Raw genomic sequence first — 26,103 nt, 5'->3', positions numbered from 1 at the left:
CGAGCCGGATGTCCAGTCCTGGGACGGATGCGTCGACGGTCGGGCCGGGGTCGGGGGTCAGTCGGTGGTGGGGAGCAGCAGGTCGACCAGGACCGGGAAGTGGTCACTGGCCCGACGCGTCTGCGGAGTGTCCACCACGTCGTAGTCGACCACGGTGATCCGCGGGTCGACGAAGAGCGCGTCGATGCGTCGGCGCGGGTCGGCGCAGGAGTAGGTGAGCCGCTCGGCCCGGTCGGCCGCCACCGCGGCGTCGGTCAACCCGCGCGCCACGGTGGCCCAGGCGGGGCCCTCCGGACCCTCGTTGAGGTCCGCCCCGGCCAGCACCGGGCTGGTCGCCGCGTCCAGGCCGCGCTTGAACTCGACGGCCTGAGACGGCCGTTCGGCCGGGTCGGTGGACAGGTGCGAGCCGGCGAGGGTGAACCGGGCGTCACCGACCCGGCAGTCGGCGTACGCGGCGCCGCGCAGGTGCCGGCCGGGGGTCAGCGGGAAGCGCTGGCAGCGGGTGCCCCGCACCTGAACCCGCAGGCTGGTCAGCAGCAGGTTGCCCAGGGCGGGCAGCCCACCGGCGGCCACCACCAGGCCGAACGACTCGGCCAACGTGGCGGACTTCTGCCGCCACCGGAACCGGCGCGGCCCCTCCTGCACGATCACCACGTCCGGCGTCGCGGCCCGGACCACCGCGGCCAGCGCGGCGGTGTCGTCGCGCTGGCTGTGGATGTTGTACGACACCACGCGCACCGGCACACCCATCCCGGACCGCCTCAGATCCGGCGGGCCAGGTCAGCGGCGCCGATCACCCCGGCGCTGTTGCCCAACTCCGCCGGGAGCACCTCGGCCACCGGCAGGCGACCGCGCTGGGCGAGCGCGTCGAGGTACGAGCGGCGGGTGGGGCCGAGCAGCAGGTCACCGGCGTCGATCACACCGCCGCCGACCACCAGGGTCTGCGGGTCGAGGATCTGCGCCATGTCGGCGAGGCTGGTGCCCAGCCACCGGCCGATCTGGGCGAACGCCTCGGCGGAGACCGGGTCGCCGCCCTGCGCGGCGGCCGTCACCATCGGGCCGGTGATCGCCTCGGCCTCACCGCCGGCCAGCTTCAGCAGGGCGGTGGCCCGGTTGGGCTCCTGCCGTGCGCCGGCCCGGGCGAACCGGACCAGGGCGCTGCCGCTGGCGTACTGCTCGATGCAGCCCAGCCGGCCGCAGCCGCACTGGTGCCCGTCCGGCACCGCCAGCATGTGGCCCAGCTCGGCGGCGATGCCGTTCGCGCCGCGCATCAGGTCGCCGCCGAGGACGATGCCGCCGCCCACACCGGTGCCGATGGTGAACATGATCATCGAGTCGTCGGCGTCGCGGGCAGCGCCGTAGCGGAACTCGGCCCACGCGGCGACGTTCCCGTCGTTCTCCACGATCACCGGCAGACCGACGGCCTCGCTGACGTACTCGCGCAGCGGTTCGTCACGCCAGGCCAGGTTGGGGGCGAAGAGCACCGTCGAACGGCTGGCGTCGATCCAACCCGCCGCGCCGATGCCGACGGCCTCGATGGTCCGCCCGGCAGCCAGCTCGCCGACCAACTCGATGATGACGTCGCGGGTCTTGGCCACGTCATCGGCGGGAGTGTCCCGTCGGGTCTGCACGAGGACCGTGCCGGTGTCGTCCACGACACCGCCGGCCACCTTCGTGCCACCGACGTCGACTCCGATGGTCAGCGTCACCGCTACCGCCCCCCTCTGCTGTGCTGTCCGGCCCAGATCCCGGCCCAGTGCCGGTCCGGGTCGGAATGTCCCGCGCTCAGGCGCCGTCGCCCGATGCTTCCGCGTCGGCGTCATCGGGCACCCGCGAGGCGGGCACCACGGGACGGGTGGTCGGTGCCGGTACGGTCGCCGACCCGGCCTCGTCGACGGGTGGTACGGCGGCCGGGGCGAGTGGGTCCGCCGTCCGGGTGGCGACCGACCAGACATCCCGCTCCGGCGCCGGCTGAGAATCATGCCCGGTGCGGGTGGCATCGCGCCACACGTGCTCGTCGCCGGTGGCGGTGGACGGGGCGCTCGGGGGTGGCTCGGGGAGCACGTCGTCGGTGCTGGCGGTGGGTGCCGGCGATGGCGGGGCGTACGACTCGGCGGCCGGCTCGGCGGGGCTCGTCGCGGACGGTTCCGCCGGAGAGAACGCGCGGAGCAGGCTGGCGACCCCGGCGGCGAGGTCACCGGCGCCGGTCGCGAGACGTTCCGCGAATTCCGGACTCGGGTCCCGCAACGCGGCGATGCCCCGACAGACCGGGCAGACGCAGCATTCGGCCGAACCGGTGGCGAAAGCACCACCGGTGCCGGAGCGCGCGTCCGGGCCGGCGCTGTGACCGAGGACACCGGACAACATCCCGCCCAACGAGCCGAGCGCGCCGCCCGCCGAGCCGGCCGAGGCCAGTCGCGCCCCCGCCAGCAGGGTGGCGACCAGCCGCTCCGCCTCTTCCCGGGCCGAACCCGGATCCGTTCCGCCCACCGTCGGCTCCTCTACCGTGCCACCGGACACGTCACTGCGCCGCACCGGTTGCTTCTACCCGGCGCTTGAGCTGCTTCAACGCGGTGTCCATGATCATCTTCTCGGCTTTGCGCCGAAACATCCCGAGCATGCCGACCGACAGGTCGACCTCCAGCGTGTAGGTCACCGTGGTGCTGCCGTCCGGGTTACCCATCAGGTCGTACGAACCACGCTGGGCCTTCTGCATCTTCGATGGGGCGACCAGGTGCCACTCGATCCGGGACAGGTCCTCGGCGTACTCGTAGGCGAGCACGTAGTCGTCGGCCATCACCCCGGCGTCGATGGTGAAGTGCACCTGACTGGCGTAGCCGTCCTCGTGCTCCTCGACGACCTCGACGCGACGCACCGCGTCGGTCCACTCCGGGTAGCGCGCGAAGTCGCAGATGACCGCCGTCACCCGGTCCGGTGCGGCGCCGATGATGATCGACTGGGTGGAGGAGTCCGCCATGGGGGGAGGCTACCCGCCTCCTGGTTGTCCCACCCCGACCGCCCGCCGGGTAGGTTTCGACACATGCCGACGCCACGGCGGCGGCGGCCCGACCAGTGCGAGCACGAAGGAGTGCAGGTGCGCGAGTTCTCCGTCCCGCCGATCGTCACCGTTGGCGACGCGGCCAACCTCACCGATCCGGTCTGGGACAATGCCGAAGTCGCGCCCGACACCGTCCAGTTCGCCCGCCCCACCCCGCGCACCGACGGCACCGTCACCGAATGGACCGAGGTGACCTGCCTCCAGTTCCGCGACGAGGTGGCCGCCGTGGCCCGCGGGCTGATCGCCGCCGGCATCGAGCCCGGTGTCCGGGTCGGGCTGATGAGCCGCACCCGCTACGAGTGGACGCTGCTGGACTACGCCATCTGGGCCGTCGGCGGGGTGACCGTGCCGATCTACGAGACGTCCAGCGCCGAGCAGGCCGCGTGGATCCTCGAGGACTCCAACGCGGTCGCCGTGATGGTGGAGACCGAGGCGCACGCCGCCCTGATCGCCGGTGTCCGGCACCGACTGCCCGAGTTGGGCCAGGTCTGGCAGATCGACCGCGGCGGAGTCGACGAGCTGGTCACCACCGGCGCCACGGTCGAGCTGGCCGAGGTCGAGCGGCGGCGCAAGGCCGTCCACGCCGGCGACCTGGCCACGATCATCTACACCAGCGGCACCACCGGCCGACCCAAGGGCTGCGTGCTCACCCACCGCAACATGTACGCCGACATCGCCAACGCGGTGCCGGTGCTGCCGAACCTGTTCAACGCCGGCGCGAGCACCCTGCTCTTCCTCCCGCTGGCACACGCCTTCGCCCGACTCATCCAGATCGGCGTCGTGCAGGCGCGGGCCACCATGGCGCACTGTGCCGACACCAAGAACCTGGTCGCCGAGCTGCAGGCGTTCCGGCCGACCTTCGTGCTCTCCGTACCCCGGGTCTTCGAGAAGGTCTACAACGCCGCCAAGCAGAAGGCCGACGCGGACGGCAAGGGCGGCATCTTCGCCCGCGCCGAGCAGGTCGCCATCGCGTACAGCGAGGCGCTGGAGACCCCGGGCGGACCGGGCCTGGCGCTGCGCGCCCAGCACGTCGTCTTCGACCGGCTGGTCTACCGCAAGCTACGCGCCGCGCTCGGCGGACGGTGCCGGGACGCGATCTCCGGCGGCGCGCCACTCGGCGCCCGACTCGGCCACTTCTTCCGGGGTGTCGGCGTGACGGTCCTGGAGGGCTACGGCCTCACCGAGACCTCGCCCGCCGCCGCCGCGAACCTGCCCAGCGGCACCCGGATGGGCAGCGTCGGCCGTCCGCTGCCCGGCGTGACCGTGCGGATCGAGGACGACGGCGAGATCCTGATCTCCGGCGAGCTGGTCTTCCAGGGCTACTGGCGCAACGAGACGGCGACCGCCGAGACGATCAGCGCCGACGGCTGGTTCCGCACCGGCGACCTGGGCCAGCTCGACTCCGACGGCTACCTGAGCATCACCGGCCGCAAGAAGGAGCTGATCGTCACCGCCGGCGGCAAGAACGTCGCCCCGGCGGTGCTGGAGGACCTGGTCCGGGCGCACCCGCTGATCAGCCAGTGCGTCGTGGTCGGTGACCGGAAGCCGTTCATCTCGGCGCTGGTCACCGTCGACGAGGAGGCGCTGCCGACCTGGCTGGAGAGCAACGGGATGCCCGTCGACACCTCCGTCGAGCAACTGCGCGAGCACGAGGGCCTGCGCAAGGAGATCCAGACCGCGATCGACACCGCGAACCAGGCCGTGTCGAAGGCCGAAGCGATCAAAGTGTTCCGGGTCCTGCCCCACGACTTCACCGAGGCGACCGGCGAGCTGACCCCGTCGCTCAAGGTCAAGCGCCAGGTTGTCCACAAGACGTACGCGGCGGAGATCGCCGATATCTACCGAGGCTGACTACCATCCGTCACGTGCCCGCATCCACAGCCACCGCACCGCACCCGCATCCCCTCGCCGCGGCCGCCCGCCTGGTGATGCTGGCGCTGGTCGCCATCCTGACCCTGTTCGCCACCCGCGACGTCACCCAGCTGTGGTGGATCGCGCTGCTGGCGGTGGCCGGGCTGCCGTCGCTGCTGGCACCACAGCACCGGCTGGTCGGCCCGCTGAGCCGGGTGGCCGAGGTGGTGGTGCTGGGGCTGGCCGCGAGCCACGTCGCCGCGGTGGCGTCCATCGGCGGTACGGTCGACGGCCTGGGCGCGTCGGCGGTGCTGCCCTACCTGGCGGTCCCGGTGACCGTCACCGCGCTGCGCCGCCGCTTCCCCGAGGGCGCCGCGCTGCTCGTGGTCACCGCCGCCACCCTGCTGGTCAGCGGCGCGCTGACCCGGGTCGACGGCGGGTCCCAGCTCGGCCAGCCGGGTTATCTCGCGGTCTGCGCGCAGTGGCTGATCCTGGCGGCGCTGGGGCTCTACGCCGCCGGCACGCTGCACCGGGTGATGGCGGTGCGCGGTGAGGGCAAACCCCAGCCGTACGCCGAGGCCACCCGGCTGCTGACCCAGCTGCGTACGGTGGCTCGGCAGCTGCCCGGGGCGACCCTGGACCCGGGCGGCATCTCCGAGCACCTGCTGGAGGAGCTGCGCACGGTGGCCCAGGCGGACCGGGGCGCGGTGCTGTCGGCCAGCGGCGGAGGTCGGCTCGTGGTGCTCGCCCAGGCCGGCGTCGACCGGGTGGACTGGGAGACGACGCTGGACGCCGACTCGGCGATCGCCGACGCCTGGGCCACCCAGCAGGCCACCACGGCCGCCCGGTCGCAGTCCCGCTCGCACCGGGGCGGCGACGTGTCCGCGCTGATCATTCCGCTGGTCGCCGGGGTGCGCACGGTGGGGCTGGTGGTGCTGGAGGCCGACGCCGCGCACGCGTACCCGCCGGCGGTGGTGTCCCGGGTGACGGCGCTGACCCGCCCAGCCGCGCTGCGGCTGGAGGCGGCGCTGCTCTTCGACGAGGTGCGCTCGCTGGCCACCAACGAGGAGCGGCAGCGGTTGGCCCGGGAGATCCACGACGGGGTGGCCCAGGAGCTGGTGATGGTCGGCTACGGCATCGACAATGCCCTGGCCACCGTCTTCGACGACGCCGACGAGACCGCCGAGGCCCTGCGTACGCTGCGCGCCGAGGTGACCCGGGTGATCCAGGAGCTGCGGCTGAGCCTCTTCGAGCTGCGCAGCGAGGTGGACCGGCAGGGCGGGTTGGCCGCGGCGATCGCGGAGTACGCGCGAACCGTGGGCGCGTCCGGTGGGCTGCGGGTGCACCTGTCGCTGGACGAGTCCACCGCCCGGCTGCCCGCCGCCACCGAGGCCGAGTTGCTGCGCATCGCGCAGGAGGCGGTGACCAACGCGCGCAAGCACGCCGGGGCGTCGAATTTGTGGGTCACGTGTGAGGTCGACCCCCCGTACGCGCAAATAGAAGTGTCGGATGACGGTCAGGGGATGGCTGACCAGCGCCCGGACGGGCGGTACGGTCTTGCGATCATGGCCGAGAGGGCGGAACGTATCCGGGGCCGGTTGGAGATCAGGCCGCGGCAACCCAGCGGCACGACCGTGGCCGTGGTTCTCGGCACCTCGGCCCGGCGCGATAACGTGCGCGGCAGCGCAGCACCAGAAGGGGAGTAACCCGAGGATGACCACAAGTCCGATACCGGCCACCCGTACCAAGGTCCTCCTTGTCGACGATCATGACCTGATTCGCAAGGGTTTGCGGCACGCCTTCGAGCGCGACCGCCAGTTCGAGGTCGTCGGTGAGGCGGCCACGGCGGCGGAGGGGGTACGCCAGGCCGGCGCCTTGCAGCCGGACGTGGTGATCATGGATCTGCGGCTGCCCGACGGCAGCGGCCTGGAGGCCACCCGCGCGCTGCGTAAGTCCAGCGCGTCGATGGGCATCGTGGTGCTGACCATGTACGCCGGCGACGACCAGCTCTTCGGCGCCCTGGAGGCCGGCGCGAGCGCCTTCGTGCCGAAGACCGCCCCGGCCGACGAGGTGGTGGCCGCGGCGCGGCACGCCGCCTCCTCCCCCAGCGCGTTCACCGCGGCCGACCTGGCCGAGGCGATGAAGCGCCGGCTCGCCCCGTCCGGCCCGCAGTTGTCGCCGCGGGAGGGGCAGGTGCTGCGGCTGCTCGCCGACGGGATGAGCGTGGCGGGCATCGCCAAGCAGCTGTTCGTCAGCGAGTCCACGGCGAAGACGCACATCTCCAAGCTCTACGAGAAGCTCGGCGCGGCCAACCGGGCTCAGGCCCTGATGACCGCGCTCCGGCTCGGCCTGCTCGAGGCACCGGACGCGCCGAAGTTCTGACCTGCCTCCCGCTCGTCGAGCGGGACGTCGCGACCGACGGTCCGCGCCAGCTTCGGCCGGCGCGGACCGTCGCGCATTGACCGACGTCGGCGGGCAACCTCAGGCGCGCTATGGTCTGGCGTGCGTGGCGGGTGCACAATACCCGCGCGGGCGGCGATGCTCGTGTCGCGGACTCGAGGGGTGAAACGCATGCAGCGGCCGGACTGGGCACCCGACACCATCGACATCGAGCGCCCGAGCGTCGCGCGGATGTACGACTACTACCTCGGTGGCTCGCACAACTTCGCCGCCGACCGCGCCGCGGCGCAGGCGATGGTCGCCGCGGTGCCCGAGGCGCCGTTGATGGCCCAGGCCAACCGGGCGTTCCTGCGCCGGGCCGTGCACCACCTCGCCGACGCCGGGATCCGGCAGTTCCTGGACATCGGCTCGGGCATCCCGACGGTCGGCAACGTGCACGAGATCGCCCAGCAGCTCGACCCGCAGTCGCGAGTGGTCTATGTGGACGTCGACCCGGTGGCCGTGGCGCACAGCCGCGAGATTCTCGCCGGCAACGAGCAGGCCGCGGTGGTGCAGGAGGACCTGCGCCACCCGGAGGCGATCCTGGCCCATCCGGACGTCCGCAAGCTGCTCGACCTGAGCCAACCGGTGGCCGTGATGGTCGTGGCCGTCCTGCACTTCGTCTCCGACGACGACCGACCGGCGGAGCTGCTGCGGACGCTACGCGACGCGTTGGCGCCCGGCAGCTACCTGGTGCTGTCACAGGCCAGCGACGACGGGCGCAGCGAGGACGAACGCGCCGAGGCGGAGCGGGTCTACCGGCGCACCGACAGCCCGCTGTGGGTGCGCAGCCGCGCCGAGTTGACCGCGCTCTTCGACGGGTTCGAGCTGCTCGACCCCGGCGTGGTCTGGGTGCCGCAGTGGCGACCGGACACTCCGGAGAGCGCGGAGGACGCCGAGCGCGCGGTCTTCATGGGCGGCGTCGGGCGCCTCGGTGGCTGAGTCGCCCGGGGCGACCCCCTACTCGGGGACGTTCGCCCGGGCCTGGGCAAAGGCTGTTTCCGGCACCAGCTACCTACCGATGACCCAGGCCCAGTTGGAGTCCCTGCTGGACCGGCTCACCGGGCAACTGGCCGGCGCGTTGCTCACCGAGCCGTTCGACCTGCGTGCCGGGCACCGGGTCGGCGCCGAGTTGGTCGCCGCGCACATCGCTTCCGCCGAGGGGCTGGGTCGTACCGTCGAGGTCATCCAGCTCCGCTTCGTGCGCGACCTGGGGTTGGTGGCCGAGGACGTCGAGGACCGGATGGCCCGGCTGCTGGCGGCCGTGGCGACCGGCTACGCCCGCGCGCTGCGCGACCGGACGCTCGACGAGCAGGAGTCGATCCGCCGCGCCGCGATGCGGGCCCGCACCCAGGCCGAGCGGGCGCTGCGGGCCAGCGAGGCCCGGTTCCGGCACCAGGCCACCCACGACCCGCTCACCGGCCTGCCCAACCGGACGTTGTTCACCGAGCGGCTCACCGCCGCGCTCAACGAGCCGGGCCGGGGCGCGCAGCGGGTCGGGGTGTGCTTCCTGGACCTGGACCGTTTCAAGGTGGTCAACGACACCCTGGGGCACCAGATCGGCGACCTGCTGCTGGCCACGGTGGCCGAGCGGTTGCGCAAGGCCATGGGCGAGCACCTGGTCGCCCGGCTCGGCGGCGACGAGTTCGTCATCCTGGTGGAACGCACCAATGGCACCGACGACATGGTCGCGGTGGCCGAGACCGCCCTCGCCGCGGTACGCACACCGGCGCTGGTGGATGGGCACGAGCTGCAGATCGCGGCGAGCATCGGCATCGTCGAGCGCCAGGTGGCCGGGGCCAACCCCACGGACCTGATGCGGGCCGCCGACAGCACCCTGCACTGGGCGAAGTCCGCCGGTGGGGCGCGCTGGGCCCTCTACGACGCCGAACGCAACCAACGCGAACTGGCCCGGTACGCGCTCTCCGCGGCCATCCCGGCGGCGTTGGAGCGAGGCGAGTTCTATCTCGACTACCAGCCGCTGACCTCACTGCGCGACGGCAGCCTGGTCGGCGTGGAGGCGCTGGTCCGCTGGCGGCACCCCGAGTTGGGGGTGCTGCGCCCGGACAGCTTCATCGGGTTGGCCGAGGAGACCGGCCTGATCGTCCAGTTGGGCGGGTGGGTGCTGGCCGAGGCGTGCCGCGAGGCCGAGGCGTGGTCGGCCGGGGGCGCCGCCGCCCCGTTCGTCAGCGTCAACCTGGCGGTACGGCAGGTGCACCGGCCCGGCCTGGTGCAGGAGGTCCGTGCGCTGCTGCGGCAGACCGGCCTGCCACCGGAACGGCTGCAACTGGAGATCACCGAGAGCACCATGATGAGTACCGCCGAGGAGCCGGTACGCGCCCTGCGGGTGCTTGCCGACCTCGGGGTACGCATCGCCATCGACGACTTCGGCACCGGCTACAGCAACCTCGCGTACCTGCGGGATCTGCCGGTGACCGAACTGAAGGTGGCCGGTGAGTTCGTGGCCGGCCTGCGGTCGCCCTCCGTCGGCCGCACCGACGAGCGGATCCTCGCCTCCCTGGTCTCGTTGGCGCACGCGCTGGACCTGACCGTCACGGCCGAAGGGGTGGAGACCGCCGGGCAGGCCGAGCGGCTACGCGCGATCGGCTGCGACGCCGCCCAGGGCTGGCACTTCGGCCGCCCGGCCCCCGCCGATCGCATCCTGGCCCGCATCCGCTGACCCTCCCGAGCCCCCACCGCAGCTCAGCCATCACGCGCATGATCGACCACCGCCACGCAAAGATCACGCTCGATCGTTGAAGTAGTGGCCTCCCACGCCACCGAGGCCCCTAGATCCTGGATCGAGCACGATCTTGTGGCGGCCGCTAGGGGGAGATCCCACACCGGCCGTAGACAACGTCTACGACGACTGGTAGACAGTGTCTATGAGCGCGGACGAGACGGGGCTGCGGGCGCGGTTGGTGGCCGCCGGGGTGGACCTGGTGCTGCGCGAGGGCCAGTCGGCGGTGTCGCTGCGGGAGATCGCCCGCCGTGCCGGGGTCTCGCACGGCGCGCCGCGCCGCTACTTCCCCACCCACGTCGACCTGCTCTCCGCCATCGCCCGGGAGGGCTTCGCCGACCTCACCGCCCGGGTCGAGCAGACGATGCGCGATGTCGACGCGGACCCGCGTACCCGATTGACCGCGCTGGCCCGGACGTACCTGGACTTCGCGGCGGCCCACCGCGGCATGTTCGAGCTGATGTTCCGCCACGACCTGCTGGACAGCGGCCGGCTGCGGCTGCGGGAGACGAGCCTGCCGCTGTTCGCCGTCCTTGCCGATCTGGTGGCGCAGGCGCGCCGGCCCACCGACGCGCCCGCGGCGGTGCTCGCCGGCGCGCTCTGGGCGAACCTGCACGGCATCGCCCAACTCTGGGCCTGGGGCAGCCTGCCGCTGGCCACCGGCGCCAGCGACGACGACGCCCTGCTGCGCGCCGCGCTGGATGCCCACCTCGGCCCGGCGCCCGCCTGAGACTCGACCCCGGAGGACACGTGCCCCTGCTGTACGACGTCACCAAGCTGACTGTCGGCACCGCGCTGCGGTTCGGCTGGCGGCCCCGGGTGGAAGGGCTTGAGCATCTGCCCCGACACGGCGGGGCGATCCTCGCCGGCAACCACCTGTCCGTCGCCGACGAGTTGTTCCTCGTCACCTCGACGCCCCGACACGTCACCTTCTGGGCGAAGGTCGAGTACTTCAACGGCCGAGGTCCGGGCGGCTGGCTCAACCGGCGGATCGTCGCCGGCATGGGTGCCATCCCGGTCGACCGGGCCGACGGCCGGGCCGCCCTGCGCGCCCTCGACGCCGCCATCCCGGTGCTACGCGCCGGCGGCCTGGTCGCCGTGTACCCGGAGGGCACCCGTTCCCCGGACGGTCGGCTCTACCGGGGCCGAGTCGGGATGACCCGGCTGGCCCGCGACGCCGGGGTGCCGATCATCCCGGTCGGCGTGCTCGGCACCGCCGAGGTGCTGCCGGTCGACGCGCGGCTGCCCCGTCGACACCCGGTCACCCTGCGGTTCGGCCCGCCGATCCCGGTCGCCGAGCGGATCAACGGGCCGCGCGACATCCGGACGGTCACCGACGAGGTGATGGCGGCGATCCAGAAGCTCACCGGCCAGGAGTACGTGCCGCGCTACGCGCCCGCCCGGGAAAGGTGAACGCGGGCGGCGGTCAGCCGGCGAGCAGTGCCGCCATGCGTTCCGCCTGCGCCTCCCAGCGCCACTCCCGTTCCACCCATGCCCGGCCAGCCGCGCCCAGTTGACGGGCCAGGTCCCGGTCGGCGAGCAGCCGGGCGACCCGGTCGGCGAGCTGGGCGACGTCCCGGCCGCGTACGACGTAGCCGGTCTCCCCCTCCCGGACCGCGTCCGGCGCACCACCGGAGTCACCGGCCACCACCGGCAGGCCGGTCGCGGATGCCTCCAGGTAGACGATGCCCAGCCCCTCGACGTCGAGGCCACGGTTGCGGGTGCGGCACGGCATCGCGTAGACGTCGCCGGCCGCGTAGTGCGCCGGCAACTCGACCGACGGCACCGTGCCGGTGAACACCACATCCCGTTCCACACCGGTCTGGCGGGCCAGCTTCTCCAGGGTCGCCCGGTACGGCCCGCCACCGACGATCAGCAGCGCCGCGTCGGGCACCCGACGGCGGATCTCCGGTAGGGCCCGGATCAGGGTGTCCTGACCCTTGCGCGGCACCAGCCGGGACACACAAACCACCACCGGCCGGTCGGTCAACCCGAGCCGGGCCCGGACCTGTTCACCGTCCACGGTCGGGTGGTAGGTGTCCACGTCGACCCCGGGGGCGAGGCGGCGCAGCTCGGTCACCCCGTCCAGCACGCGCGCCAACCGGCTACGGGTGTACTCGCCGAGATAGGTGGTCACGTCCACACCCCGACCGATGCGCCGCAGCGCCGGCCGGGCGGCCGGCACCGCCGCCCAACCGACCTCGTGGCCGTGGGTCTGCGCCACCACCCGGTGGATGCCGGCCCGCCTCCGCAGGCCGGCCGCGAGCAGCCCCAACGGGGCCGCCGCGCCGAACCACACCGTGTCGCAGTCGTACGCGCGCGCCAACCGGGCCGCCCTGCGGGCGATCAACGGGGTGGGCAACAGCACCCGGGTGCGCTCCCGGACCACCTCGAACGGCTGGTCGGCATCGAACTTCGCGGCCCCGCGCCAGCTCGACGCGTAGACGACCACCGAGCCGGCCGGTTGACGGACCGCGAGGTTGTGCACGAAGGACTGGATCCCACCCGGGCGGGGCGGGAAGTCGTTGGTGATCAGCAGCGTGCGGCTCATCGGCCGGCCTCCCGGGCGTACGCGCGGGCGGCGGCCATCCGCTCCACGGTGGACGGATGCGAGGCCGAATAGAGGTATTCCCAGCGGGGCGGGTCGGGGTCGCCGAGGTTGACCGAGCCGAGCCGGCGCTGCATCGACTCGAAGGACTCCGGGTCGTCGGTGAGCGCGAGCGCGTGCGCGTCGGCCCGCGCCTCCACGCGTCGGGACATCAGCGCCTGGACCGGAGCGGCGACCAGCCCGGCCACCGTGACCAGGGCGACCAGCAGCGGAAACGCGCTCGGTTGGGCCACCGAGTCGACACCGGCCAGCCGCAGCAGTGGCCCCCACGAGCCGAGCAGGTAGAGCGCCACCACGGCCGCCGCGGCACCCAGCGCCCCGGTCAGCGTGCCGGCCGCCACGTCGGAATCCTTGGCGTGCCCCAACTCGTGCGCCACGACGGCGGTCACCTCGGCCGGGGTCGCCTCACGCAGCAGCGTGTCGTAGACGACCACCCGTCGGGTCGGCCCGAGACCGGAGACGTACGCGTTGACCGCCCTGGTGCGGCGGGAGGCATCGGCGACCAGCACGTCACGCACCGGCACCCCGTCGCGGGCGGCCATGCTCATCAACTCGGTGCGCAGCGGGCCCTGCTCCATCGGGGTGAACCGGTTGAACACCGGCTCCACCAGCACCGGCAGCACGAACGACAGCAGCACCACCAGCACCGCGGCGCCGGCCGCGCCGAACGCCCACCACCAGCGCGGCGCGAGCCGGATGACCGCGTAGAAGCCGAACAGCGCCACCGCGCCAATCACCGCGCTGACCGCGTACGACTTGAGCAGGTCGACCGCCCAGCCGCTCCAGCCGTTGGTGCTCAACCCGTAGCGGGTGAGCACGCTCTGCCGCCAGGCGGCGAACGGGAGCGTCACCAGGTCGGCGACGAGCACCACCGCCAGCCCGCCGAGCACCGCCTGCGCGGCCCAGTGCCCGCCGAACGGCCGGCCCACCAGCTCGACCAGGCGACTGCCCAGCGGGGTCAACCCGAGCGCGAGGGCGATCAGCAAGCCGACGGCGAGCGCGGCATAGCCGCCGGGGCGCAGCGCGGCGCGGAACTCCCGCCCCTTGGCCACCTGCTCGGCCGGCAGGTCACCCAGCGCGGCGAGCTGGTCGGCCCGGGGTGCCGGCGGGCGGTGCCACGGGATGAGCACCGCGGCCAGCACGCCAAGCGCGATGGTCAGCCCGGCCAGGGTCAGCAGCGCCCAACCCCGCGGGGTCACCGCGTCACCACCCGGCGGGCCCTGCCGGCGTTACCGAGCGCGCCGTCGACCAGCCCGCCGTCGTGCCGTCGTTCCCCGCTCATCGCGCCGCTCCTCCCGCCGTGACCGCTCATCCTATGGCCCGGGAGAAGCGCGCTTCCGGGCGCGGTGTCGCGCTCAGGCGACCCGGCGGGTGGGACGGCGGCGAGCCGCGCCGGGGCGCGCGGGCGCGGCCAGCACCTCCACGTCGAAGCCGGCCCGAGCGAGCACCTCGATGGCCTCGACCTCGGCGGCGACCAGCCCGGCCGCCGGGGACGTCTCGTCGAACAGGGCGGTCAGCGGGCAGCCGGAACAGCCTCCGGCCCGCTTCGCGCACCCGTCACAGTCGATGAGCATCACGCCTCCTGATCGGCTCTCGGTGCACGGGCGACCCCTGCCGTCGCCGACCGAGCACCGTCGGTGACATCGACACTAACCACCGGGTACGACAGGAACCGCGTCCGACCGCCCGTTTCAGTGCTAGATCCACTCCAGATCAGCGAAATCGGGCCATCCCACCCGGCCGGAAGACCCGACATCAAGGAACTCGTGTCGATCTAGCGACGGCGCGGCCCGAGCGGCTGTGCGGGCGACGTCTCAGCCCTGCGCGTCGAGGTCACGCAGGGCGAAGCGGAGGTGCTGCCACTCCTCGTCGAAGATCACGTGAAGGCAGTGCAGGACGGACACCTGTTTCTCGGGCCACCAGGCGGCCGGCCGAGTCTCGGCGAGCAGGTCCGGCGTGACGGTTGCGAGGAAGTCGCGCACCATGGCCTGCCGCTCGGCCCGCAGCTCAAGGACCGCCTCGAAGGTCGGCTGCTCCGTGGCGAAGACCGACATGTCGAAGCCCTCGGTCTCGTACTCGGCATGCCACTGACCGAGCGGGTGGAAGGGCTGCGGCAGGCGCAGGATCGCCTTGCCCAGCCAGGTGTCGGCGGCGAACGCGAGGTGGCGCAGGGTCTGCGCGAACGACCACTCCCCGTCGATCGAGACGTCGACCGCACCCTCAGGCATGGACACAGCCCGGTCGACCGCCGCAGCCCAGGCCCGTTCGAGTGCCGCCCACGCCACGCGGAGGTCGTCCGGATTCTTGGCCTGTCGGAGGTCGCGCCCGGGGAATCGTCGGTTGAGCTCGGCCTCGACCAGCGGCACGACATCGACGCCGTTGATCAGGAACGTGCCCTCGGCCAGCCATGGCGCGTCGATGTCCAGAGCATCCACGTCGACGCCGCGCATCACCGCGCCGGCCAGCGTCGACCTGTTGAACCGGGCACCCCGCAGGTCCCGGTCGACGAAGACCTTGACGTCGTCCTGTGCCATGGCGACTCCCTCCCGTCAGCGACAGCAGCGACGCTAGCGCTCGGGTACGACAGAGGGATAGACCAAGGCGCGGTGCGGCAGAACGCCGTGTCCTTCAGGAGCGGGCGAGTCGCCGCAGCAGCGAGTCCGCACCAAGCGGGTACGCCCCGTGCCGGCGTACCCCGTCGGCGACCTCGCGGTCGGAGGAGACCACGACCACCGGCCGGCCCGCCGGCTCGGCGCGGACCAGGCGCCGGATCAGCTCGTCGGCGGTCTCGCCCTTGCGGGAGAAGAGCACCCGTACGCCGCGCGGGGCGGGCGGCAGCCCGTGCATCCGTTCGGCGCCGTCGAAGACCACGGTGACCTCGTCGCCGGTCTGCGCGGCGATCCCGCCCAGCCCGGTGATGAGGCGTTTGCGCTGCTGTTCCAGGGACATCTCGCCGAAGCCACGCTTGGTGACGTTGTAGCCGTCCACCACGAGGTGCGCCCGGGGCAGGGCGAGCAGCTGGTCGAGCCGGGCCGGGTCGTCGGTGTCGCGGGCGCGGGCGGCGGGGCCGGCCGGGGCGGTGCCCGGCTGCTCGGCGAACGCGTCGGCGACGAAGTCGGCGGGGAGTTTGTCCACCGGGTCGAGCGCCAACTCGCGGCGCAGCCCGACGGCGGCCTGACCGATGGTCTCCAGCAGCAGCCAGAGCCGCGCGTCGTCGACCGAGCGGGCCTCCTTGGCGCTGGCCCGCGCCACCCCGGCGGCGGCCTCCGCCTCGGCCAGCCGGGCCCGGGCGCGGCGGAGCTCGGCGTCCACGTCGGCGCTGGCGCGAGCGGCCCGGCCGCGCTCGGTGGCCAGCAGCTCGGTGGCCTTCCGCTCGCGGACCTGGGTCTCCCGCAGGGTGCGGGCCACCTGCCGGGACTCCTCGCGGAGCTGACCCAGCTCCTCGCGGACGCGGGCCAACTCGTCGCGGAGCTTCTCGGCCTCGACCCGGGCCACCGCGCGGTCGTGCTCGGCCCGGGTGGCCCGCTGCTCGGCCTCGCGGACCAGCTCGGCGACGACGGCGCTGTCCGCCTCGGCGCGTACGGCCGCGCCGCTGGCGTCGATCAGCTCCCGCCAGCCACGGGGTCGGGCCAGGTAGGCCAGCGCGGCCACCTCGACCGGGTCGGCGGCGGCCGGCGCGGTGCCCTCGACCACTGCCGCACCGAGGTCACCGGCGTCGGCCAGGACCCGCGCGGTGACCCGCTGCCGGAACAGCGGGTCGGCGGTGAGCTGGGCGGCGATGACCGGTGCGCCGAGCCGGGCGCGTCGGTTGGGGGCGAACTTGGCCACCCGGCGCAACGGCACCGGGACCTCGTCGGTGGGGAGGGTGGGCAGCACCGCCGCGGTCAGCGTCACGATCCGCTGCCGGACCGGCTCGGGCAGGGTCGGCTCGGGCTCGGCAGCGGGGCCGTCGCCCGTCATCGGGTCAGATGCGCCCGATGTGTCGGTGACTACGTTGTCGTCCGGGTTGCCGACAGCCCCGTCGAGCGCGACCGGATCCTCCTGCGGGAGGTGGTCGTCGTACGGCTCGGTGAGGGGCATGTGGCAAGTCTCCCACCGCGACCGGGCCCACCGCCCGGTGAGTGAGCCGATCTCTCATCCTAGCCCCATGGTGACGGATGGGACGGCTGCGACGGGAGTGTCGGACCGTGGCGCTAGCGTGCCGCCGATGGCACAGGCGGAGTACGTCCAGGAGTCACTGGCCGGTCTCGACCCGGCGGTGGGCGGGGTTGACCCGGCGCTGCCGCTCTACGCGACCACCTTCGTGGTGGTCGACCTGGAGACCACCGGCGGCGCGCCGGACGGCGGCGGCATCACCGAGATCGGCGCGGTCAAGGTGCGCGGCGGCGAGCAGTTGGGGGTGCTGGCGACCCTGGTCAACCCGGGCCAGCCGATTCCGCCCTTCATCACCGTGCTGACCGGCATCACCCAGGCCATGCTGGTGCCGGCGCCACCGATCGAGCAGGTGCTGCCGAGCTTCCTGGAGTTCATCGACGACGCGGTGCTGGTGGCCCACAACGCCCCGTACGACGTGGGCTTCCTCAAGGCCGCCTGCGCGAAGCACGGCTACCGTTGGCCCAACCCCCGAGTCCTGGACACCGCGGCGCTGGCCCGCCGGGTGCTGACCCGCGACGAGGTGCCCAACCGCAAGCTCGGCACCCTGGCCGCCTACTTCCGCACCGCCACCCAACCCACCCACCGGGCGCTGGACGACGCGAAGGCCACCGTCGACGTGCTGCACGGGCTGATCGGTCGCCTCGGCGGGCACCGGGTGGACACGGTCGGCGACGCCATCGAGTTCGCCCGCGCGGTCACCCCGACCCAGCGCCGCAAACGGCACCTGGCCGAGGGGCTGCCCAAGGTCCCCGGGGTCTACATCTTCCGGGCCGCCGACGACCGACCGCTCTACGTGGGCACCTCCGTCGACATCGCCACCCGGGTGCGCAGCTACTTCACGGCCGGCGAGAAGCGTGCCCGGATCTCCGAGATGCTGGGCGCGGCCGAGCGGGTCGAGGCGGTGGAGTGCGCCCACTCCTTGGAGGCGGAGGTCCGTGAGCTGCGGTTGATCGCCGCGCACGCCCCGCCGTACAACCGCCGGTCCAAATACCCGGAACGGATGGTCTGGCTCAAGCTGACCGACGGTCCGTACCCTCGGCTGTCGATCGTCCGCGACCTCTCCCCCACCGACACCGCGTACCTCGGGCCGTTCACCTCCCGGCGGGCCGCCGAGCTGGCCGCCGCTGGTTTCCACGACGCGGTGCCGCTGCGCCAGTGCACGCACCGGCTCTCGCTGCGCACCGTCACGCCGGCCTGCGCGCTGGCCGAGCTGGGTCGCTGCCCGGCACCCTGCGAACACAAGATCACCCCCGAGGAGTACGACGACAGCGCCGCCGCGCCCTTCCGCACCGCGACGGCCAGTGACCCCCAGCCGGTGGTGGACGCGCTGCTCGCCCGGATCGACGTGCTCTCCCGTGACCAGCGCTACGAGGAGGCCGCCGTGGTGCGGTCCCGGCTGGCCGCCGTGCTGCGGGCCACCGTGCGGATGCAGCGGCTGGCCGCGCTGACCGGGATCGTCGAGTTGGCGGCGGCCCGGCCGGCCGCCCGGGGCGGCTGGGAGCTGGCGCTGGTCCGGCACGGCCGGCTGGCCGGCGCGGGGGTGTCGCCGCCGGGCGTGCACCCGCGGCCCACGTTGACCACGATCCGGGCCACCGCCGAGACGGTGTCCGGCGGGCACGGTCCGGTGCCGGCCGCCACGGCGGAGGAGTCCGAGCGGATCCTGTCCTGGTTGGAGCGACCGGAGACCCGACTCGTCGAGATGTCCTCCGGTTGGTCCTCTCCGGCGAGTGGCGCGGGCCGGTTCCGTGACCTGCTGGCGAAGGCCGAGAGCGGCGCGTCCCACCAACTCTCGACCGAACGCTCATGACCAACTGACCGATCGGACTACGTCGACTCGCTTAGGCTGTTAGAGAAGTGCAGTCCTGCCCGATTCGTGGGCCTGCTCCCCGCCGCCGGGATCCGGCGGTGCGGAGCCGGGGTGAGGAGGTGTCCCTCGTGGACGTCGACGCCGGACACGGCGCCGCCCTGGGGGGCGCCCTGCCGACACAGCCGGGTGAGCTGCCGCTCGCCCGCCGGCTGCGGTCGCTGCTCAGCTGGCCGACCACCGACTCCGACCCGGTCACGCAGCTGGTCCGCACCCACCGGGGCATCCACGCCGGCACCGACCCCGCGGTGCTGCGTCGTGCGTACACCATCGCGGAGAACATGCACCGCGGGCAGTTCCGTAAGAGCGGGGAGCCGTACATCACCCACCCCCTCGCGGTGGCGCAGATCTGCGCCGAGCTGGGGATGGACACCACCACCCTGGTCGCGGCGCTGCTGCACGACACCGTGGAGGACACCCGCTACACCCTCCAGGCGCTCTCCGAGGATTTCGGCGGCGAGGTGGCTCACCTGGTCGACGGGGTGACCAAGTTCGACAAGGCGTTCTACGGCAAGAACGCCGAGGCGGAGACGATCCGCAAGATGATCGTCGCGGCCGCCAAGGACGTCCGGGTGCTGATCATCAAGCTGGCCGACCGGCTGCACAACATGCGCACGCTCGGGGTGCGTTCCGCGTCGTCGCGGGAACGGATCGCCCGCAAGACCCAGGAGGTGCTGGTCCCGCTCTGTGACCGGCTGGGCATCCAGACCCTCAAGCGCGAACTGGACGACGTGGTGCTGCTGCACCTCGAGCCCGACGAGCACGCCCGGCTGGCCCGGCACGTGCACGACCGGCCGGGCTGGGACGCGTACCTCGACTCGGTGGTCACCCGGGCCCGGGTGGCGCTGCGTCGCAGCCGGGTCGACGCCGAGGTGAGCCCGCGTCCCCGGCACCTCTACTCGATCTGGAAGGACACCATCGCCGGCGGCCACACCGCCCCGTACGACCTGCCCCGCATCGTGGTGGTGGTCGACGGCCCGGCCACCGACTGTTACGCCGCGCTGGGCGCGATCCACGGCACCTGGCGACCGGTGCCCGGCCGTTTCAAGGACTTCATCGCCTCGCCGAAGAACAACCTCTACCGTTCGCTGCACACCAGCGTCTGCGGCCCCCAGGACCGCACGGTGGAGGTGCTGATCCGCACCGAGGAGATGCACCGCTCGGCCGAGTACGGCATCGCCGCCGACTTCCGGTTTCCCCGCTCGGGCAGCAGCAGCGCCGCGGCCCGCGCCGAGCAGTTGGACTGGCTGCGCCGGGTGCTCGACTGGGAGCCGGACGCCGCCGACCCGGCACAGTTCTACGAGTCGCTGCGCTGTGACCTGGCCGAGGGGCAGATCCAGGTCTTCTCCGACGGGCGGCAGGTCGTGCTGCCGGCCGGCGCCACGCCCGTCGACCTCGCGTACGAGCTGGGCAACGACCGGGGCGACCACTGCCTGGCCGCGCGCATCAACGGTCGGCTGGCCCCCCTCAGTTCGGAGCTGGACGAGGGCGACGTGGTGGAGATCTTCACCGAGAACGACGGCGACAACGGCTTCGAGGCCGGTGTGGCGCCGCGCGGCCCTCGCCGGGAGTGGCTGAGCTTCGTCAAGTCGCCGCACGCGCAGATGCAGATCAACAGGTGGTTCGCCGAGCACACCGAGCCGGGCATCACGATCAGCGACAAGGTACGCCTCGGTCGGGCCACCATCGGGCTCGCCCTGCGCCAGCACAACCGGGGCCTCGCCAGTGACCTGCCGCTGCTGCGCCTCTCCGAGGAGTTGGGCTACCCCGACCTGGAGACCCTGCTGGTCGCGGTCTTCGACCGGGTGATCGAACCGGACACCGTGGTCCGCCAGCTCATCGACCTGGTCGACCATCGACAGTGACCCGGCGGGCCCCGGCGCGTCCGAAGGACATTCGTGACCACTAGCCTGGAGTCATGATCCCCCGCTCCCGCGCCACCGGTCGGGCCCTCTTCTACCAGGCCTTCTACCGGTTGCCGCTGCCGGTGCGCCGGCGCCTGGTCCGGCTGGCCGTGCCGAAGTACATCGTCGGCGCGGTGACCCTGGTCCGTGACTCCGAGGCGACGGGCGCGGGTCGGTTGCTCATGCTGCGCCAGCCGCCCGGCAAGGGTTGGTCGCTCCCCGCCGGCCTGCTCAACCGGGGCGAGGCCCCGGTGGTGGGCGCGGCACGTGAGCTGTTCGAGGAGTCCGGCGTCCGGCTCCCTCCGTCCCGGCTGCGTCCGGCGGTGCCGAACGCGATCGTGCATGCCAAGGGCTGGGTGGACATGGTCTTCGAGACCGAGGTGCCGGCGTCCAGCACCGAGCTGACCGTCGACGGTGGGGAGGTCTTCGAGGCCACCTGGCACCCCCTGGACGACCTGCCCAAGCTGACCTGGCCGACGGCCCGGCTGCTCGCCTACTACGACATCGGGCCGCTGGCCGGGCAGTTCCCGCCACCGGTGCCCGACGACACCCCGTGACGGGTACGGCCGGTGTGCCGGCGGAGCTGTGCGCGGTGGTGCTGGCCGCCGGCGAGGGCACGCGGCTGCGTCCGCTCACCGAACGGGTCCCCAAGGCGCTCTGCCCGGTGGGCAACGTACCCCTGCTGGAGCGGGCGTTGGCGCGGCTGGCCGGCCTGGGCCTGACCGGTCCCGACCGGGTCGCGGTGAACGCCTGCTACCTCGGCGACCAGGTGGTGGCGCACGTCGGTGACCGCGCGCACCTGTCGGTGGAGCCGGGCGACCCGCTGGGCACCGCGGGCGGGGTGGCCAACCTGCGGGACTGGATCGACGGGCGGCCGGTGCTGGTCGGCAACGCCGACGCGTACCTCGCCGACCCGGCTGCTCCCCCGGGCCCGGACGTGGCCGCCCTGCTCGCCGGCTGGGACGGGCACACCGTACGCCTGCTCGGCCAGCCCGCCGCGGACCCGGCGGCGCCGGGCACCTTCGCCGGGCACTGCTTCACCGGCTTCTCGCTGCTGCCCTGGCGGCTGGTCCGCGACCTGCCGGTCGTCTTCTCGGACCTGGTCCGCGCCGTGTGGCGTCCGGCCGAGGCGGCGGGCGCCCTGACGGTGGTGCCCTATCCGGGCACCTTCATCGACACCGGCACCCCGGCCGACTACCTGGCGGCCAACCTGCACGCCGCGGCCGGCGGCGCTCTCGTCGAGGAGTCCGCGACGGTGACCGGCCGCTGCGTGGAGTCGGTCGTCGGCGCGGGCGCGCGGGTGGACGGCGACGTGTTCCGCACGGTGGTGTGGCCGGGCGCGACCGTACGTGCCGGTGAGCGGCTGCGGAACGTGATCCGGGCCGGGAGCGACCTGACCGTGCCCTGCCCCGCCCAGGGCTGAGCCCCGACGGCTCCCGCCTCCGGTCTCGGGCGGGAACATCTAGCATGGGCGACGACGCCGACGAACGGAGAAATGCCCCGTGATCACCGCGATCGTGCTGATCGACTGCGCCACCGATGCGATCCCCGAGGTGGCGGAGAACCTGGCCAACCTTCCCGGTGTCAGCGAGGTCTACTCGGTGGCCGGGCACGTCGACCTCATCGCCATCGTCCGGGTCCGCGAGTTCGACCAGATCGCCCAGGTCATCGCGGGCAGCATCTCCAAGGTCCCGGGCGTGCTCAACACCGAGTCGCACATCGCCTTCCGGGCGTACTCGCAGCACGACCTGGAGGAGGCGTTCGCGATCGGCCTGGCCAGCGCCGACTGACCCGCCCGCCGTTCCGGGGCCCGTGCCGGCCCCACGGCGCACAGGGCGGCCGGCCCACCCCGTGGGGCGGACCGGCCGTCTGCGGTGGCTACGTCAGCTCTCGCTGGGAGCCGGTACCTCGGTGCTGCCGCCGCCCGGAGCCGGGGACTCGGTGGTCCCACCGGGAGCCGGCGACTCGGTGCCGGTGCCGCCCGGAGCCGGCGACTCAGTGCCGGTGCCGCCCGGGCTGGGCGTACCGCTGGCGCTGGTCTGCGGAACCGGGACGCCCAACTTGTTGGCGAGCGCCACCAACTCGTCGTAGTGCGTCTGCAGCGTCGGAAGCGCCGTCTGCGCCAACTGGACCACCGTCGGCTCGGAGCCCTGCGAGATCTCCGTCTGGGTGGCCTGGATGGCCTGGACGTGGCCGGCCAGCTCACTGGTCACCCAGAGCCGGTCGAACTCCGCGCCGCTGGCGTTGTTCAGCTTGTCGATGACCGCCTGCTGATCGGCGCTGGGCTCGTTCGGCAGTTCCACCCCGAGCTGCGACGCGGTCTGCTGCACCGTCTGGTCCAGCTGGGTGTGGTCGGTCTTCAGCATCGCGCCCAGGTCCTTGACCCCCTGGTCCTGACCCTTCTGCTGAGCCAGGTCACCAGCGGTGATCTCGAACAGGTTGACCTGGTGTACCGCCTGCAGGTACTGGGTGTCCTGCGTTGACGGCTGTGCCGCGGCCTGCGCGGCCGCAGCCGGCGCGACACCGACCAGTACCAGCGCGGCCAACAGGCCGAGGCGTTTGATACCCAACATGCTTCCCCCCCTTGAGACGTTGGACCGCACGGATACCCGGCTCACCGGGGTTATTCCTGCGATCGCCCGTCGCGCGGGGTCGACCGGTCCCGCTGTGGCCGTCCGACTCCTGGTCGGATGGGCGGGGGGGTGCGGATACGACGGGGCGCCCACCGGAATCCGGCGGGCGCCCCGTAACGGTGCGATCGGGCGGTCAGCGGCGGCTCTCGCCGCTGGTGATCTCCTCGCGCTCGGGTCGGGCCTCGACCGGCGGGTGCCCAGGCGAGACCGGAGCCTCGACCGGCTTCTCGATCGGGTAGAAGAAGCCCCGGATGGCCGGGCCGAGGGCCCCCAGCCGGTTCATCTTCTTCGGCACGACCCAGCCGACGTAGTCCAGCTGGCCGTGGCCGTCCGCGTGCCCGTTGGACGCGCTGAGCGGCTGGTGCACCTCGACGAACCGGCCGTCCGGCAGGCGCCGGATGATGCCGGTCTCCACGCCGTGCGCGAGCACCTCCCGGTCGTGCTGCTGCAGACCCAGGCAGAGCCGGTAGGTGACGTAGTACGCCAGCGGCGGGACCACCAGCAGGCCGATCCGGCCCGCCCAGGTCATCGCGTTCAGGCTGATCTGGAACTTGTCCGCGATCACGTCGTTGGCGCCGGAGAGCGTCAGCACGATGTAGAACGAGACGGCCATGGCGCCGACGGCGGTCCGGGCCGGAGCATCCCGGGGACGCTCGAGCAGGTTGTGGCTCTTGCGGTCCTTGAGGTGCCGGGCTTCCAGGAACGGGTACATCGTCGACAGGCCCACCAGGATCCCGGGCAGCACGACCGTCGGCCAGAACAGCGGCGGGATGACGTACCCGTCGCCGATCGGGATGGGGATCTCCCAGGCCGGCATGAGTCGGGTCGACCCGTCGAGGAACATGACGTACCAGTCCGGCTGGCTGGCGGCCGAGACCACCCACGCCTCGTACGGGCCGAACAGCCAGATCGGGTTGATCTGGAACAGACCGCCCATCAGCGCGATGACGCCGAAGACGACCATGAAGAAGCCGCCCTGCTTCAACGCGTACCGCGGGAACATCCGCTCGCCGACCACGTTGTTGTTGGTCCGGCCGGGGCCGGGCCACTGGGTGTGCTTCTGCTTGAAGACCAGGCCCAGGTGGACGCTGATCAGCGCGACCAGCAGACCCGGGATGAGCAGCACGTGGGCGATGAAGAACCGGCTGATGATGATCGTGCCCGGGAACTCGCCGCCGAAGATCGACGAGGTGACCCAGGAGCCGATCACCGGGATGGACAGCATGATCGCCGAGGCGATCCGCAGGCCGGTGCCGGACAGGCCGTCGTCCGGCAGCGAGTAGCCGGTGAAGCCGGCCAGGAAGCCGACCCAGAACAGCAGCGAACCGATGATCCAGTTGGTCTCGCGCGGCTTGCGGAAGGCACCGGTGAAGAACACCCGCAGCATGTGCACGACGATCGCGGCCATGAACAGCAGCGCCGCCCAGTGGTGCATCTGCCGCATCACCAGACCGCCGCGGACATCGAACGAGATGTCCAGGCTGGAGGCGTACGCGGCGGACATCGGGGTGCCCTGCAACGGCGCGAAGCTGCCGTCGTAGACCACCTCGGTCATCGCCGGCTCGAAGAAGAAGGTGAGGAACACACCGGTCAGCAGCAGCACGATGAACGAGAACAGCGCGATCTCGCCGAGCAGGAAGGACCAGTGGTCCGGGAAGACCTTGTTCAGTAGCTTGCGCAGCGGGGTGGCCACCGCGAAGCGGTCGTCCACTCCCACCGCGGCCTTGCCCGGCGTCGCCGCAAGGTCAAACTTTCGACGCTTCATGGCCGCTCCCAGAAATCAGGCCCGACGGTCTCGGTGTAGTCGGACTTCGCCACGAAGAAGCCCTCGGCGTCCACCTCGATCGGCAGCTGCGGCAGCCGCCGGCTGGCGGGGCCGAAGACTGGCCGGGCGTTGTCGGTGATCAGGAACTGGGACTGGTGGCACGGGCAGAGCAGCCGGTTGGTCTGCTGCTCGTACAGGCTGGCCGGGCATCCCGCGTGCGTGCAGATCTTGGAGAACGCCGCGTAGTTGCCCCACATGTAGTCGCCGTGGCCGACCCGCTCGTTGGCCCGGCGCGACTCCTGCGCGTCGGAGTCGCGGAGGTGGATCAACAGCGTCGGCGAGTCGGCGTGCCTGTTGCTCACGCCGTGGTCGATGCCGGGGAAGACGGTCAGCTGCCCACCGGTGCTGATGTCCGCCGGGCGGATCGGCCGGCCGTCCTCGCGCACCAGGCGGATCCGCTGGCCACCCTCGGCGGCGGCGAACCCGGTGGTGAACATCTGGTTGTTCTTGTGCGGCTGCGAGATCAGCCCGCCGACCAGCGGTGCCGCGGCGACCGCGGCGACCGGCGCGAGACCGGCCAGCAGCGAGATGCCGAGCAGGGGGCGACGCTTCACGCCCAGCTCGTCCGCCATGTAGAGCATGGTCTGGCCGGTGATCGTGCGGCCTTCCTCGTCAACCTGGCCCTCGTGCCGGTCCTGGATCGAGACCTCCTTGGGCAGCAACTTCTTGCCCCAGGTCAGGATGCCGAAGCCGACGGCGAGCAGCGCCACGCCGAGGGTGAAGCCGAGCAGCGGGGTGTAGAACTTGTCGCCGCCCCGGCCCGCCTCGTACTTCCACGGCCACCAGATGTAGATGGCCAGGAAGGCGGTCGCGGCCAGGCCGGTGATCAGGAAGAAGCCGGCGACCACCCGGGTCAGCCGACGCTCCGCCTTGGTGCCCGGCAGCACCTGCGGCTCGTAGTGGACAATTTCGATGTCGTCCCGGCGCGCGCCCTCACGAACGATGTCGAACCGGGTCAGCTTGGGGTCGTTCACGTCGAGCGGCTCCTGGCCCTGCGGGGCCTGGTGCTCGGTGTGGGTGCTCATG

Annotated in this window: 24 protein-coding genes; 12 read left to right on the top strand and 12 right to left on the bottom strand. The window is 72.6% G+C overall.

The features are described from left to right. Positions 1–57: 57 nt before the first annotated feature. The 4 genes from ACIBD9_RS11330 to ACIBD9_RS11315 form a co-directional block, all read right to left on the bottom strand. The gene (locus tag ACIBD9_RS11330; RefSeq protein ID WP_396716659.1) at positions 58–750 is read right to left on the bottom strand and encodes an endonuclease/exonuclease/phosphatase family protein; all 693 of its coding nucleotides are present in this window, start codon (positions 748–750) and stop codon (positions 58–60) included. Positions 751–761: 11 nt separating this feature from the next. Next, the gene (locus ACIBD9_RS11325) at positions 762–1,709 is read right to left on the bottom strand and encodes an ROK family glucokinase (protein WP_387176518.1); all 948 of its coding nucleotides are present in this window, start codon (positions 1,707–1,709) and stop codon (positions 762–764) included. A 76-nt stretch (positions 1,710–1,785) separates the two neighbouring features. Beyond that, a complete protein-coding gene (locus ACIBD9_RS11320) occupies positions 1,786–2,490 on the bottom strand; it encodes a hypothetical protein (RefSeq protein WP_396716656.1) in 705 nt (234 codons plus the stop codon). A 31-nt stretch (positions 2,491–2,521) separates the two neighbouring features. After that, positions 2,522–2,977, bottom strand: a complete 456-nt coding sequence (locus ACIBD9_RS11315) for an SRPBCC family protein (RefSeq protein WP_396716654.1) — start codon at positions 2,975–2,977, stop codon at positions 2,522–2,524. Positions 2,978–3,094: 117 nt separating this feature from the next. Between ACIBD9_RS11315 and ACIBD9_RS11310 the strand changes: the two genes are divergently transcribed. From ACIBD9_RS11310 to ACIBD9_RS11280, 7 genes are all read left to right on the top strand, one after another. After that, positions 3,095–4,909, top strand: a complete 1,815-nt coding sequence (locus tag ACIBD9_RS11310) for an AMP-dependent synthetase/ligase (protein ID WP_396716652.1) — start codon at positions 3,095–3,097, stop codon at positions 4,907–4,909. Between the two features lie 14 nt (positions 4,910–4,923). Further along, positions 4,924–6,615, top strand: coding sequence for a GAF domain-containing sensor histidine kinase (locus ACIBD9_RS11305; protein ID WP_387176526.1), 1,692 nt, complete (start codon positions 4,924–4,926; stop codon positions 6,613–6,615). A 7-nt stretch (positions 6,616–6,622) separates the two neighbouring features. Next, on the top strand, positions 6,623–7,291 hold the full coding sequence (locus ACIBD9_RS11300; protein ID WP_030337723.1) for a response regulator transcription factor: 669 nt from the start codon (positions 6,623–6,625) through the stop codon (positions 7,289–7,291). A gap of 189 nt (positions 7,292–7,480) precedes the next feature. Next, positions 7,481–8,290, top strand: a complete 810-nt coding sequence (locus ACIBD9_RS11295) for an SAM-dependent methyltransferase (protein WP_387176528.1) — start codon at positions 7,481–7,483, stop codon at positions 8,288–8,290. Positions 8,291–8,369: 79 nt separating this feature from the next. Beyond that, positions 8,370–10,028: a putative bifunctional diguanylate cyclase/phosphodiesterase gene (locus tag ACIBD9_RS11290; protein ID WP_396716708.1), complete on the top strand. Its 1,659-nt coding sequence runs from the start codon at positions 8,370–8,372 to the stop codon at positions 10,026–10,028. 205 nt (positions 10,029–10,233) lie between these two features. Further along, a complete protein-coding gene (locus tag ACIBD9_RS11285; protein WP_396716650.1) occupies positions 10,234–10,818 on the top strand; it encodes a TetR/AcrR family transcriptional regulator in 585 nt (194 codons plus the stop codon). A 20-nt stretch (positions 10,819–10,838) separates the two neighbouring features. After that, positions 10,839–11,501 carry a lysophospholipid acyltransferase family protein gene (locus tag ACIBD9_RS11280; protein ID WP_396716648.1) on the top strand — a complete coding sequence of 221 codons (663 nt, stop codon included), beginning with the start codon at positions 10,839–10,841 and terminating at the stop codon, positions 11,499–11,501. 13 nt (positions 11,502–11,514) lie between these two features. Here the strand turns inward: ACIBD9_RS11280 and ACIBD9_RS11275 are convergent, their stop codons facing one another. From ACIBD9_RS11275 to ACIBD9_RS11255, 5 genes are all read right to left on the bottom strand, one after another. Further along, a complete protein-coding gene (locus tag ACIBD9_RS11275; protein ID WP_396716646.1) occupies positions 11,515–12,639 on the bottom strand; it encodes a glycosyltransferase family 4 protein in 1,125 nt (374 codons plus the stop codon). Next, positions 12,636–13,895 carry a M48 family metalloprotease gene (locus ACIBD9_RS11270; protein ID WP_396716644.1) on the bottom strand — a complete coding sequence of 420 codons (1,260 nt, stop codon included), beginning with the start codon at positions 13,893–13,895 and terminating at the stop codon, positions 12,636–12,638. Before ACIBD9_RS11270 ends, ACIBD9_RS11275 begins: the two co-directional genes overlap by 4 nt. Before the next feature lie 156 nt (positions 13,896–14,051). Next, positions 14,052–14,270: a hypothetical protein gene (locus ACIBD9_RS11265; protein ID WP_238657243.1), complete on the bottom strand. Its 219-nt coding sequence runs from the start codon at positions 14,268–14,270 to the stop codon at positions 14,052–14,054. Between the two features lie 240 nt (positions 14,271–14,510). Further along, positions 14,511–15,230, bottom strand: coding sequence for a DinB family protein (locus ACIBD9_RS11260; protein ID WP_396716642.1), 720 nt, complete (start codon positions 15,228–15,230; stop codon positions 14,511–14,513). Positions 15,231–15,324: 94 nt separating this feature from the next. Beyond that, positions 15,325–16,776 (bottom strand): NYN domain-containing protein, encoded by a 1,452-nt coding sequence (locus ACIBD9_RS11255; RefSeq protein ID WP_396716640.1) that lies wholly within the window; start codon positions 16,774–16,776, stop codon positions 15,325–15,327. Positions 16,777–16,903: 127 nt separating this feature from the next. Here ACIBD9_RS11255 and ACIBD9_RS11250 point away from each other — a divergent pair, with 127 nt between their 5' ends. From ACIBD9_RS11250 to ACIBD9_RS11230, 5 genes are all read left to right on the top strand, one after another. Beyond that, positions 16,904–18,658 (top strand): DEDD exonuclease domain-containing protein, encoded by a 1,755-nt coding sequence (locus ACIBD9_RS11250; RefSeq protein ID WP_396716638.1) that lies wholly within the window; start codon positions 16,904–16,906, stop codon positions 18,656–18,658. Between the two features lie 128 nt (positions 18,659–18,786). Then, the gene (locus tag ACIBD9_RS11245) at positions 18,787–20,580 is read left to right on the top strand and encodes a RelA/SpoT family protein (protein ID WP_396716706.1); all 1,794 of its coding nucleotides are present in this window, start codon (positions 18,787–18,789) and stop codon (positions 20,578–20,580) included. Positions 20,581–20,633: 53 nt separating this feature from the next. Further along, positions 20,634–21,176: an NUDIX hydrolase gene (locus ACIBD9_RS11240; protein ID WP_396716636.1), complete on the top strand. Its 543-nt coding sequence runs from the start codon at positions 20,634–20,636 to the stop codon at positions 21,174–21,176. Continuing rightward, a complete protein-coding gene (locus ACIBD9_RS11235; protein ID WP_396716634.1) occupies positions 21,173–22,042 on the top strand; it encodes an NDP-sugar synthase in 870 nt (289 codons plus the stop codon). The genes ACIBD9_RS11240 and ACIBD9_RS11235 overlap by 4 nt, the downstream gene beginning before the upstream one ends. A gap of 79 nt (positions 22,043–22,121) precedes the next feature. Beyond that, a complete protein-coding gene (locus ACIBD9_RS11230) occupies positions 22,122–22,409 on the top strand; it encodes an Lrp/AsnC family transcriptional regulator (protein WP_074313163.1) in 288 nt (95 codons plus the stop codon). Positions 22,410–22,502: 93 nt separating this feature from the next. Here the strand turns inward: ACIBD9_RS11230 and ACIBD9_RS11225 are convergent, their stop codons facing one another. The 3 genes from ACIBD9_RS11225 to ACIBD9_RS11215 all read right to left on the bottom strand — a co-directional run bounded on the left by ACIBD9_RS11225 (position 22,503) and on the right by ACIBD9_RS11215 (position 26,102). Next, positions 22,503–23,192, bottom strand: a complete 690-nt coding sequence (locus tag ACIBD9_RS11225; protein WP_396716632.1) for a DUF4142 domain-containing protein — start codon at positions 23,190–23,192, stop codon at positions 22,503–22,505. A 193-nt stretch (positions 23,193–23,385) separates the two neighbouring features. Continuing rightward, positions 23,386–25,017 carry a cytochrome b N-terminal domain-containing protein gene (locus ACIBD9_RS11220; protein ID WP_396716630.1) on the bottom strand — a complete coding sequence of 544 codons (1,632 nt, stop codon included), beginning with the start codon at positions 25,015–25,017 and terminating at the stop codon, positions 23,386–23,388. After that, entirely contained in the window at positions 25,014–26,102 is a 1,089-nt protein-coding gene (locus ACIBD9_RS11215) for a ubiquinol-cytochrome c reductase iron-sulfur subunit (RefSeq protein WP_387176550.1), read from the bottom strand. Before ACIBD9_RS11215 ends, ACIBD9_RS11220 begins: the two co-directional genes overlap by 4 nt. Position 26,103 lies beyond the last annotated feature (1 nt).

Source organism: Micromonospora sp. NPDC050784 (assembly GCF_044456765.1).
Taxonomy (GTDB): domain Bacteria; phylum Actinomycetota; class Actinomycetes; order Mycobacteriales; family Micromonosporaceae; genus Micromonospora; species Micromonospora foliorum.
Note: the sequence above shows the minus strand (reverse complement) of the source record. Positions and strands in the feature narration are given on the sequence as shown.